Source organism: Flavobacterium sp. (genome assembly GCF_041911335.1).
Lineage (GTDB): Bacteria > Bacteroidota > Bacteroidia > Flavobacteriales > Flavobacteriaceae > Flavobacterium.
Genome location: NZ_JAYRPD010000019.1, coordinates 77,440 through 90,418, shown reverse-complemented (window position 1 = coordinate 90,418; position 12,979 = coordinate 77,440). Strand labels below are relative to the sequence as shown.

Genomic DNA, 12,979 nt, shown 5'->3' with positions numbered 1-12,979 from the left:
AGTAAATCTTAATTTATTTTTAAGCTAGCCTTAAGCAATTCTTTTTATTTATGACTCAATTTTGTAGAAAATTTGAGTTTTATGGAATCAATCAATAGGGTATCAAAACGATATGCACTTCTATTAGGTTTTTCGGGCTGGTTTGTGTTTTTTTCTTTTTTATTAAGAATTGTCTTTTTGTTTTGGCAGTTAAGTGAAATTGACATTACAGTATTTAATCTGCTTAAAATATTGTCTTTTGGATTACTATTTGATATAGGTGTGCTTTCATTTTTATTTGTAATAAGTACATTGTATATCTTATTAGTTCCAAAGAAATATATAGGAAGTATAGTTGATAAAATCTTTATATATTTTGGTTTTTTAGTAACCTTATTAATATTTGTCTTTACATTCTTTGCTGAGATTACTTTTTGGGAAGAATTCAAGTGTCGTTTCAATTTTGTAGCGGTAGATTATTTGATTTATACTTTTGAAGTGGTACAGAATATTCACGAATCTTATCCGTTGTATATATTAATTCCTTCTATGTTGATTATTACAGGAATTATATACTTTTATTTTGTTAAAAATGATTTTTTCAATAAAACATTTACGACTAAAATTTCATTTAAAAACCGTATTATTCCTTTTCTGTTTTCAGTAGCTTTAATGTTGTTTTATCTCTTTTCTATTTCCAACTCAAATGCCGATTGGTCGAAAAATAGATACAACAATGAAATTTCAAAAGCTGGAATTTATTCTTTTTTTGCAGAATTGCGAAACAACAAGTTGGATTTTAAAACTTTTTACAATTCTATTTCAGATGAATTGGCTTTTCAATTGGTTCGAAATAATTTAAAAGAAGAAAATGCAAGGTTTTTAGCTAATGAATTTTCCATTAAACGAAAAATAAAAGACAGTTTAGATTCAGATTTGAAACCAAATGTAGTATTCATTCTTATGGAAAGTATGAGTGCAAGTTTTATGACAGAATTTGGAAATGAAAAAAAAATTACTCCGTTTTTAGACAGTATTGCCAATAAGAGTTTGTTTTTTAAAAACCTACAAGCTACAGGAAACAGAACTGTTAGGGGAATGGAGGCTGTAACCTTATCAATTCCACCAACTCCCGGACAAAGTATTGTAAAGCGACCAAATAATTCAAATTTATATACGATTTCAAATGTTTTTAAAAGTAAAAATTATCAATGTAATTTCTTTTATGGAGGAGATGGTTATTTTGATAACATGAATGCATTTTATGGAGGAAATGGTTTTGATATTTATGATAGAGGTAGAGGAAGTGTTTTAAGTGATAAAATTAAAACAACACGCCATAATATTGATAATAACGAAGTTACATTTGAAAATGCTTGGGGTATTTGTGATGAAGATATTTACAATAAAATGATTAAAGTTGCCGATGAATATCATCAAAAAAAGAAGCCTTTTTTAAATTTTGTTATGACGACTTCTAATCACAGACCTTATACGTATCCAGAAAATAAAATAGATATTCCTTCGGGTACAGGAAGAGATGGAGCTGTTAAATATTCCGATTTTGCTCTTCAACAAATGCTTAAAAAAGTAAAGAATAAACCTTGGTTTAAAAATACTATTTTTGTGTTTGTTGCAGACCATTGTGCAAGTAGTGCTGGAAAAGATGAAATTGATGTAGAAAATTATCATATTCCTGCAATTATCTATGGTCAAAATTTAATTCAACCTCAAAAAGTGACTAAATTATGTAGCCAAATTGATGTTTTTCCTACTTTGTTTGGACAATTACATTGGAGTTATACATCTAACTTTTTTGGCACGGATGTGTTATCTAAAAACTATCAAGAAAGAGCTTTAATTGGTACTTACTTAAAATTAGCTTTACAAAAAGACAAAGTAATTACTATATTATCTAATAAAAAAACAAATACACGTTATAATTGGTACAAAGAATCAAACAAATTAAAGGTAGTTCCTAATAATAAAACCGAACTAAACGAAACCATTTCTTGGTATCAAACAGCTGATTATTTATATTTGAATAATAAACTGAATTAAACTTAATTTTTACTTAATGTAACAAGTGAAGAACAATTATTTGAGTTTAATGAAGTTATTTTGTATAATAATTGCTAAGGTTTTTGAAAATCAAAATGGCATATAAAAATATTAAAATAAGATGAAAAAACTATTTGTAAGTATTATCCTTTTTGTTACATCATTAGGGTTTTCGCAAGATTGGAAATATAATTTTGAAGAAGCTAAAAAGTTAGCAGCTGAGCAAAATAAAAATATTGTAATTGTGTTTTCAGGTTCTGATTGGTGTGCGCCTTGCATTAAATTAGACAAAAACATTTGGCAATCGGATGCATTTAAAAAAGAAGCGGCACAAGATTGGATTATTGTAAGAGCTGATTTTCCAAGAAAAAAAGCGAATGAATTATCAAAAGAACAAACAGAACACAACAGAAAATTAGCCGAAAAATATAACGTTGATGGTAGTTTTCCTCTAGTTGTTGTTTTAGATAAAAATGGAAAAGTATTGGGAAAAATGGGCTTTAAAAACGTTTCTCCAGAAGAATACATAAAAATGATTCATGCCTTTGAGAAAAAATGAAAAAACAATTAATTCTTTTGCTTTTAGCAACGCAAACACTTTCATTCGGTCAACAAATTTTCAAGAAAAAGCAAAGTTTGTTGGGAAGCCCATTTGAAATTACTGTTGTGGCAAAAGATTCCATTCAAGGCAATTTATTTTCTGATTTAGCTATTACTGAAGTAAGACGAATTGAAAATTTAATATCGGATTGGATTCCTACTTCTCAAATTTCAAAAGTAAATCATAACGCGGGAATTTCTCCAATAAAAGTAGACAAAGAGGTATATGATTTGGTTGATAGAGCTACTAAAATTTCAAAATTAACATCAGGAGCTTTTGACATCAGTTATGCCTCTATGGATAGAATTTGGAAATTTGATGGTAGTATGAAAGAAATGCCTACACCAGAAGAAATTAGAAAATCAGTTGAAAAAGTTGGGTATCAAAATATAATTCTTAATCCAAAAGACACCACTATTTTCTTAAAGAACAAAGGAATGAAATTAGGTCTAGGCGGAATTGGTCAAGGCTACATTGCTGATAAAATTAAAGTTTTATTACAAGAAAAAGGCTGTTCCTCTGGATTGGTAAATGTTTCGGGTGATATTAACACTTGGGGGAAACAACCCAATGGTAATCTTTGGACAGTTGGAATCGTAAACCCAATGAATAAAAATAAAGTGTTTGCTACTTTTCCTTTAGATGATTCTGCTGTTGAAACTTCAGGGAGTTATGAAAAGTATGTTACTTTCAACGGAAAGCGTTATTCACATATTATTGACCCAAGAACTGGTTATCCAGCTACAGGAATTGTGAGTGTTTCTGTTTTTGCAAAACAAACTGAAATTGCAGATGCTTTAGCAACCGGAATTTTTGTGATGGGAGTAGAAGTTGGATTAGATTTAGTAAATCAATTAAAAGGGATAGGTTGTATCATTGTTGATGATAAAGGCGGTATACATGTTTCTAAAAATATAGACATTAAAAAATATCAATAAAGATGAGAAAAGTTGTAGTAATTATGCTAGTTCTTGTTGGAATTACCTCTTGTAATTCAGTTAAAGAATACGACAAACAATACATTAACGACCCAGATATGAAGTTATCGGCAAGAACCTCTGAACGATATGAAACCACTTTTCAAGTTTACCGAGAAGCTGCTTCTGGAGCAAATGGAGGAAAAACTGGTGGTGGTTGTGGATGTAATTAGGTAAAAGAAAATTGGTTTATGAAAAATATAAGTATAATAGTGTTGTTTTTTGTAACTGCTGTGGGTTTTTCTCAAAAGAAAGATTCCACAGAAGTTGTTTACAAAAAACGTGTTTTAGAATCTATTGAAGTAGATTTTTTAATGAGTTACTATAAACAGGACGGAATTCACTCCGCTGTTTCTGGAGGAAATGGTATGGAAGAATTAACCAATATTACACCAACATTCGTGGTTGCAATTCCATTAAACGATGATGATGTATTAACAGTTGATGCCGGAATTTCAGCCTATTCCTCGGCTTCTTCTGGAAACATTAATCCGTTTGATAGTAATACTCCAAGTCCTTGGCAAGCGAGTTCTGGAGCTTCAGCTCAGGATGTTTTGACTTCTTTGGTTTTAAATTACAGTCACAGTTCAGACGATAGAAATACGATTTGGAACGGACATGTTTCGGGTTCGGTGGAATACGATTACTCATCTATCGGTTTTGGTGGTGGTGTTTCGAGATTATTCAATGGGAAAAACTCTGAAGTTTCTGTAAATGCTAATGTTTATTTAGACACTTGGAAACCAATTTATCCAAAAGAATTACAAGATTTTGTAGATTATGGTGGCATGAATGGCGGAATTTACGACGATTTTGTAATTACACCAGGGCAAATTTCTTCAGAAGTATATAATCCTGCTAATTTTAAAGAACACGATAAGAAAAAGAGAAATTCATTTGCTTTAAGTTTTGCTTTTTCTCAAGTGGTAACTAAAAAAGTACAAGGTTCAATTTTTATGGATGTTTTGTACCAAAATGGGCTACTTTCAACGCCATACCAACGAGTTTATTTTGCTGACAAAGGTGATTTTTTCATAAACGAATTTAAGTTAGCTGATGATATTGAGCGTTTGCCAGACAGTCGATTCAAATTACCAATTGGTACACGATGGAATTTCTATTTGAATGAAAAATTCACATTAAGAACTTATTATCGTTATTATTTTGATGATTGGGATATTTCGTCTCATACTTTTAATATCGAAATTCCATATAAATTGACAGATAAGTTTACGGTTTTCCCGATGTATCGTTTTTATACACAGCAACAATCTAAGTATTTTGCACCTTATGAGGGACATTTATCAACAGAAAAATACTATACTTCTGATTATGATTTATCAACCTTCAAGGCAAATCAGTATGGATTTGGGGTTAGTTATACCGATATTTTTACCAATATGAAAATATGGAAATTTGGTTTAAAAAATATCGATTTCAGATTCAATCACTATGATAGAAATGACGGATTGTCGGCAAATATCTTTACCTTCGGAGTAAAATTTGTTCAATAAACTTCAATAAGATGCATATTTTAATTGTAGAAGACGAAAAAGGGATTGTAGATTTTCTAAAACAAGGTTTAGAAGAAGAAGGGTATACAATTTCTTCTGCCTTAGATGGAGAAAATGGACTTAAAAAAGCATTAGACTTACAAGTTGATTTAGTTTTACTAGATTGGATGTTACCAAAAATGCAAGGAATTGAAGTCTGTAAAAGAATACGATTAGAGAAAAGTAATTTACCTATAATCTTTTTAACCGCAAAAGATACGGTTCAAGAAACGATTGAAGGTTTAAAAGCAGGAGCAAATGATTACATAAAAAAACCTTTTTCATTTGATGAGTTACTAGAAAGAATAAAAATTCATTTCAGAGCAAAAGATGAAGTTAAAGTTTTAACTTTAGGAAATATTAAAGTTGATAAATCAAAATTTCAAGTTTTTGTAGATAATAAAGAAGTATCTTTGACGCAAAGAGAATTTGAACTACTCGAATATTTAATTAAAAATAAAGGTCAAGTTTGTACTCGCACAAACATTATTGAAGATGTTTGGGATATTCATTTTGAATACGATACAGGAGTTATAGATGTTTTTATGAACGCTATCCGAAAAAAATTAAACCTTACAAAAGATCAAGAATTAATTAAAACAATTAGAGGAGTAGGATACATAGCAAACGAAATTTAGCATGCCTAATACAGAAAAAGCAATCAAAGCCACTTATTTTAGTATTGTTGGAAATACAGCACTAGCATTAATAAAGGGAATAACGGGTTATTTTGGTAATTCTTACGCTATGATTGCTGATGCAATTGAATCTACAACCGATATTTTTGCTTCTTTTTTAGTACTTTTCGGAATTAAATATTCTAATAAACCAGCCGATGAAAACCATCCTTATGGTCACGGAAGAGCTGAGCCTTTAATTACATTTTTAGTAGTTGGCTTTTTAATAATCTCAGCTACAATTATTGCTTACGAAAGTATTAACAATATTGGAACACCTCACGAATTACCCAAACCTTTCACACTTTTTGTTTTAGGAGCAATTATTTTATGGAAAGAAATATCTTTTCAAATTGTAATGAAAAAAAGTATCGAAACTAAAAGTAGTTCTTTAAAAGCCGATGCTTGGCATCATAGAAGCGACGCTATTACTTCTGTTGCGGCATTTATTGGTATTTCGATTGCTTTAATTTTTGGGAAAGGATATGAATCTGCTGACGATTGGGCGGCTTTACTAGCATCCGTTTTTATTCTTTACAATTGTTATAAAATCTTTCGTCCTGCTTTAGGAGAAATCATGGATGAACATTTATATCACGATTTAGAAGATGAAATTAAAAAAATTTCACAAACAGTTAAAGGTGTAATTTGTATAGAAAAATGCTTTATTAGAAAAGCAGGTATGAAATATCACGTAGATTTACATGTAATGGTGGATGGAACAATATCAGTCAAAGAAGGTCATGATATTGCTCACGATTTAAAAGATACTTTACGAGAAAAACTAATTGAATTAGGTCATGTTTTAATTCACATTGAGCCTAATTTTGAATCCATAGAACGCTAATTTATGTTTTCATTTTCCTTTAAAAATAGAATTGCTTTTAACTACATCGTAAGTGGTTCTATTCTTATTGCAATTGTTTTTTTATTCATTTACAATATTGTAAAATACAGCGTTAATAAACATGTTAATGATGAAATTCAAGAAGAATTATTAAAGCATTTAGATGATGTGTCAACCGATTCAAATGATACTTACTTAATTCAAGTGGATCAATGGAGAGCTCGTGAGCACAATTCCATTAGTGTTAATCCTGTTTTTGTTCAATTTTATGACAACAACAAAGAAGTCATTGACAAATCTCCAAATCTTAAAAATTCCAATCTAAAATTATTTAATGATAGCAATAACATATTTATTGATACAAAATTAAATGATATTCCATTACGACAAATTCAAACTGCAATTATCAATAAAGGAGAAGTTATAGGTTATTTAGTAGTTGCAATGTCACTAGAAGATTTTGAGATTGTTTTAATTTTAAAGAACATTCTTTTAATTACTTTTCCGTTAATTCTAATTTTATTGTTTTTAATTGCTCGTTTTTTTGCAGGTAAAAGCATTAAACCTGTTCGAACAATCATTGATACTTCAAGTCAAATTACTAAGGATAATTTACAAACTCGAATTCCTTTACCAAAAAATAAAGATGAATTGTATGTTTTATCCGAAAACATCAACAATCTTTTAAACCGAATCGAAAGTGCCATTGATCGTGAAAAACAATTTACTTCAGATGCTTCTCATGAATTAAGAACACCATTAGCCGTTATCAAAGGAACAATGGAAGTTTTAATCAGAAAACCTAGAAATCAACAAGAATATGAAGAGAAAATTCAATTCTGTATTTCAGAAGTAGATAGATTAAATCATATGGTAGATCAATTGTTGCTTTTAGCTCGTTTTGAAAATCAGAAGCAAAATGTAAAACAAGAAACGATTTATTTAAATGCTTTAATTTTAGATAATCTAACTCGTTTTTCTGAGAAAACCGAAAACAAAAAAATTAAAATTATTGCCGATTTTACTGAAGATTTTTATGTTCAATCAGATAATTATTTGGTTTCAATCATATTTAGTAATCTGATTTCTAATGCAATTAAATATTCCAATGATAACGGGAAAATTGAATTAAAATTAGAGAAAACTTTAACAGACATAATCTTCACCATTGCTGATAATGGGGTTGGAATTTCAGAACAAGATTTAAATAAAATTTTCAATTCTTTTTATCGTTCCGACGTTACCAATCATCCTGATATCAAAGGTACGGGTTTAGGTTTATCAATAGTAAAAAGACTTTGCGATTTATTAAGAATCAAAATTTCAGTTGAGAGTAGAATTAACGAAAAAACAAAATTCATCTTACAATTTTCTTCAGCTAAACTTAAGTAGTTCTTAAGTTTTTGTTTATTTTTATTGTTTACATTTGTAATGTAATTTTTAGCTTACAAAAATGTAACTATTTCAATTATATAAAATGAACAAATTAATTGCCTATTTCTTAATCTCTGTATTTATGTGTACTAACACATCGATGGGGCAATTATTAAAAGTTCCAAACTTAATCGAGCATTATGTTGAGCATAAAAATGAATTAACTACCACTTCAATTTCATTTATTGACTACATTAAATTACATTATTCTAAAAACGTAGACAATAACCAACACGAACATCAAGATTTACCATTTAAAACTCTAGATAATTCGCTAACTGTATTATTTACGTTTTCGGTTATTACTTATGAAATACAATTATTAAAGCTTCTAATTTCTCATAAAAAGAAATTTTTCTACAATAAATCTTTTAAATCCAATTTGATTGCTTCAATTTGGTTACCACCTAAAATAGTCTAATATTTTGTTTTATTAATTGATTCATTTTTAATGATTCAGTTGAGTTTATCTGCAATGATAAATGTTGTTTTATTTATTTAAATTTACTAAAATGTTAGAAAAAATTATTGCTTTTAGTTTACGAAACAAACTTATAGTACTATTATTCACTTTAGGTGTATTTGGATTTGGTTTGTTTTCTGTTTTCCAAATTTCTATTGGAGCTGTTCCAGATGTAACGAACAACCAAGTACAAGTTATTACAACTTCACGAAATTTATCAACTCAAGATATAGAACAATATATTACGTATCCAGTTGAAATAGAAATGGCAAATTTACCAAGTGTAAAAGAAATTCGTTCTATTTCTAAATTTGGTTTATCTGTGGTAACTATTGTTTTTGGAGAAGAGATTGGAACCTATTTGCCACGACAATTAATCGCGGAAAAAATAAAAACCGCTTCAGAGAAAATACCTGAAGGTTTTGGAACTCCTGAAATGGGACCTATAACAACGGGTTTAGGAGAAATTTATCAATATACGTTAGAAGTTAAACCCGAATTTAAAAATCAATATACAGTCACCGATTTAAGAACTATTCAAGATTGGGTAGTGAAACGTCAATTATCAGGAATTAAAGGAGTTGTCGAAATTAATACTTGGGGAGGTTATTTAAAACAGTACGAAATCGCTATCAATTCGGCAAGCTTAAAAGCAATGAATATTTCAACTTCTGATGTATTTACGGCTTTAGAAAAAAATAATAGCATCGCAGGAGGTTCTTATATAGAAAAAACCAACGAAAGCTATTTCATACGTGGCGAAGGAAAAGTAAACTCTATCGAAGATATTGAAAATATTGTTGTTAAAAACGAATCTGGAACTCCTATTTATATTAAAAATGTAGCCAAAGTACAATTTGGTCACGCCAATCGTTTTGGTGCCATTACTGGAAATGGAGAAGGTGAAAAAGTGTTAGGCCAAGTAATGATGCTTAAAGATGCGAATTCGAAACAAGTTATAGATGATGTAAAACATAGAATTGCAGAAATTGAAAAAACTTTACCTGATGGCGTTTACATCAACGGATTCTTAGAGCGAAGTGAACTAGTAGGAAAAACAACCTTCACCGTGGCTGAAAACTTAATTTTAGGATGTTTAATCGTAATTTTTGTTGTTGTTCTTTTATTAGGAAACTGGCGTTCTGGATTGGTAGTTGCTTCAGTAATTCCACTTTGTTTATTATTTGCCATTTCGTTTATGAATATTTTCAATATTGATGCTAACTTAATGAGTTTAGGTGCAATTGACTTTGGGATTATAATTGACGGAGCTGTAATTATTGTGGAATTCATTGCATTCCAAATCGTAAATAAATCAAGTCATTTAGTAGGTTTAGATAAAAAAGAACGCCAATATGAGATTGACCAAATTACGTATAAAAGTGCTTCAAAAATGATGAATTCAGCTGTTTTTGGACAGTTAATTATCTTAATTGTATTCATCCCAATTTTATCACTTTCAGGAGTAGAAGGAAAAATGTTCAAGCCTATGGCAATGACGTTTAGTTTTGCGTTATTAGGTGCCATGTTGTTCTGCTTTACTTATGTTCCAGTTGCCGCATCATTATTTTTAAAACCAAAAGAAGAAAATCCAAATTCATTTTCAAATCGACTAATCAATAAATTAAATTCATGGTATCTTCCTGTAATCAAATGGGCTTTAAACAACACCAAGAAAGTTTTATATGGTGCGGTTGTTTTACTTTTCATGGCAATTGCTTTATTTTCAACCATGGGTGGCGAATTTATCCCACAATTAGATGAAGGTGATTTTGTAATTCAACCCGTTTTAAAAACAGGAACTTCTCTTACTAAAACCATTGAAACAACGACTAAAATTGAGAGAATCATCTTAAAAAATTTCCCAGAAGTCAAACAAGTAGTTAGTAGAATTGGAGCAGCCGAAGTTCCAACTGATCCAATGAGTATGGAGGAAAGTGATGTTATTGTGAAATTAAAACCAAAATCAGAATGGGTTTCAGCTCATTCAAAAGATGAATTAGCTGATAAAATCAAAGCGGCTTTAGAAGAGAAAATTCCAAACATGGAAATTGAGTTTACGCAACCTATCGAAATGCGTTTCAACGAATTAATTTCGGGTTCTCGTTCTGATGTGGCAATTAAAATATTTGGTGAAGATTTAGATATTTTAGCTAAAAAAGCTCATGAAGTAGAGAAAGCCATTCGAAATGTAGAAGGCGCTTCAGATATCATCATTGAAAAAACAGAAGGTTTACCTCAAATGTTTGTGCAATATGACCGAAGTAAAATCGCTCGATATGGTTTAAACATTGCCGATTTAAATGAAATGATTGCCTTAGGTTTTGCAGGTAAAGTTGTAGGAAATGTATTTGAAGGTGAAAAACGTTTCGATATGGTCATTCGTTTAGATCAAACCAACAGAACGGACATTGAAGATTTACGAAATTTATATGTTGCTACTCCAAATGGCGAGCAAATTCCATTACGAGAACTAGCTAATATTGAATATACTGAAGGTCCAGCAAAAATATCAAGAGACAATACCAACAGAAGAATTGTGGTAGGAATCAACGTAAGAAACCGTGATTTACAAAGTGTAGTAGACGATGTAAAGAAAATAATTGAAGCTAAAGTCGATTTGCCACCAGGATATCGTGTTACTTACGGAGGTCAGTTTGAAAACTTAGAAAGCGCTAAAGCTCGATTAATGATTGCGGTTCCAATTGCTTTGTTCTTAATTTTTATCTTATTGCATTTTGCTTTTGGTTCAATCAAAGAAGCAATGATGGTTTACACAGCCATTCCGCTTTCTGCTGTAGGAGGGATTTTATTTTTATGGATTCGCGATTTACCTTTTAGTATTTCAGCAGGTGTTGGATTTATTGCACTTTTCGGAATTGCAGTACTAAACGGAATCGTTCTAATCGAACACTTCAAAGAATTAAAGCATAGCGGTATGAAAAACATGAACGAACTGATTTTAAAAGGAACAACAGATAGACTTCGTCCGGTATTATTAACAGCAGCTGCAGCAGCTTTAGGATTTTTACCAATGGCCATTTCATCTGGAGCAGGAGCAGAAGTACAACGCCCGTTGGCAACAGTTGTTATTGGTGGTTTGATAACAGCAACTCTTTTAACATTAATCGTTTTACCTGTTTTATTCAAGATTTATGACGAAAAAGAAGAGAAAAAACTAAAATTCAAAAAAATGAAAAACAATAATATCATTATCTTTTTGTTATTCAGTTCGTTATTAGGCTACAGTCAACAAAGTAATCCAGAATTAGATAGCTTGGTTTCTAAGGCAATTACCAACAATAAAAATATAAAATCTGGTCAATTGCAAGTTGATAAAGCAAAAGAAACAATAAAACTAGCATATGATTTTGAAAAAACAAATGTGTATTACAGTTACGATCAGAATAATTTAGCTTTAAACAATCAGCCATTAAAAGTATTTGGAGCCCAACAATCGTTTGCATTTCCAACAGTTTATGGTGCACAGCGTAAAGTATATTCAGCTGAGTATGAAAAGGAAAAAGCAGGTTTTGAAATACAGAAGAATAAACTTTCTCTTGAAGTTTCAAAAGTATATCATGAAATCGTTTATTTGAAACATCAAGAAAAATTGTATCAATATTTAGATAGTTTGTACCAAAATTTCTCTAAAGCAAGTAATCGAAGATTTGAATTAGGCGAAACCAATTATTTAGAAAAAATTACCGCCGAAGCAAAATTTAGACAGATTAGAACCAAGTTATCACAAATAGATAAAGCAAAAGCAGCTCAGTTCGAATTGTTACAATCATTAGTACAAAGCGATGAAAAAATAGGAATTGGATTATCAGAAATTAAACCGTTGATTAATTTTCAGAATACTTCAAGTAAAGAGTTATATACTTCTTATTTAGAAAGTGTTACAAAAAAATATAAATCAAATGAAAGTTTGCAAAAACAAAACTGGTTACCCAATTTGAATTTGGAATATTTTCAAGGAAAAAATTCAGGATTATCACAATCTTTATATGGTTTTCAAGTTGGATTATCAGTTCCAATTTTGTTCAATGGAAACATAGCCAAATCAAAAGTAGCTAAGTTAGAATCACAAGCTTGGGAGCAACAAAAGCAAAACGAACAAACAAAAATTGAGGCTTATATTAATCAAAAAAGTAGCGAGTTAAATCAATACCAACATGCAATCGATTACTATAATCAATACGGAAAAAAAGTATCTGATGAAATCATTAAAGTAGCCAACAGTAGTTACAAACACGGTGAAATCGACTTTTTTCAATACATTTTAAGTTTAGAAAATGCAACTTCAATTCAAGTCGAATATTTAGATGCAGTTATTCAATACAACAAAACTCAACTAGATTTACAATATATCAATTTATAAGAA

General features: G+C 30.0%; 10 protein-coding genes. All 10 read left to right on the top strand.

Annotation, left to right across the window (positions count from 1 at the left end):
• Positions 1-81 precede the first annotated feature (81 nt).
• The 10 genes from ACE3PD_RS02420 (at position 82) to ACE3PD_RS02375 (ending at position 12,976) form a co-directional block, all read left to right on the top strand.
• Positions 82-2,040, top strand: coding sequence for an LTA synthase family protein (locus ACE3PD_RS02420; protein ID WP_374399193.1), 1,959 nt, complete (start codon positions 82-84; stop codon positions 2,038-2,040).
• Positions 2,041-2,161: 121 nt separating this feature from the next.
• Complete coding sequence (locus ACE3PD_RS02415; protein ID WP_374399191.1) at positions 2,162-2,599, top strand: thioredoxin family protein; 438 nt, start codon at positions 2,162-2,164, stop codon at positions 2,597-2,599.
• The gene (locus tag ACE3PD_RS02410; RefSeq protein WP_374399189.1) at positions 2,596-3,579 is read left to right on the top strand and encodes an FAD:protein FMN transferase; all 984 of its coding nucleotides are present in this window, start codon (positions 2,596-2,598) and stop codon (positions 3,577-3,579) included. Before ACE3PD_RS02415 ends, ACE3PD_RS02410 begins: the two co-directional genes overlap by 4 nt.
• Before the next feature lie 2 nt (positions 3,580-3,581).
• Positions 3,582-3,791 (top strand): DUF4266 domain-containing protein, encoded by a 210-nt coding sequence (locus tag ACE3PD_RS02405; protein ID WP_374399187.1) that lies wholly within the window; start codon positions 3,582-3,584, stop codon positions 3,789-3,791.
• Positions 3,792-3,809: 18 nt separating this feature from the next.
• A complete protein-coding gene (locus ACE3PD_RS02400) occupies positions 3,810-5,132 on the top strand; it encodes a DUF3570 domain-containing protein (protein WP_374399185.1) in 1,323 nt (440 codons plus the stop codon).
• An 11-nt stretch (positions 5,133-5,143) separates the two neighbouring features.
• On the top strand, positions 5,144-5,809 hold the full coding sequence (locus ACE3PD_RS02395) for a response regulator transcription factor (protein ID WP_374399183.1): 666 nt from the start codon (positions 5,144-5,146) through the stop codon (positions 5,807-5,809).
• 1 nt (position 5,810) lies between these two features.
• The gene (locus tag ACE3PD_RS02390; RefSeq protein WP_374399181.1) at positions 5,811-6,695 is read left to right on the top strand and encodes a cation diffusion facilitator family transporter; all 885 of its coding nucleotides are present in this window, start codon (positions 5,811-5,813) and stop codon (positions 6,693-6,695) included.
• A gap of 3 nt (positions 6,696-6,698) precedes the next feature.
• On the top strand, positions 6,699-8,087 hold the full coding sequence (locus ACE3PD_RS02385; protein ID WP_374399179.1) for a sensor histidine kinase: 1,389 nt from the start codon (positions 6,699-6,701) through the stop codon (positions 8,085-8,087).
• 85 nt (positions 8,088-8,172) lie between these two features.
• Positions 8,173-8,550: a hypothetical protein gene (locus ACE3PD_RS02380; protein WP_374399177.1), complete on the top strand. Its 378-nt coding sequence runs from the start codon at positions 8,173-8,175 to the stop codon at positions 8,548-8,550.
• Positions 8,551-8,641: 91 nt separating this feature from the next.
• The gene (locus ACE3PD_RS02375; RefSeq protein WP_374399175.1) at positions 8,642-12,976 is read left to right on the top strand and encodes a CusA/CzcA family heavy metal efflux RND transporter; all 4,335 of its coding nucleotides are present in this window, start codon (positions 8,642-8,644) and stop codon (positions 12,974-12,976) included.
• Positions 12,977-12,979 lie beyond the last annotated feature (3 nt).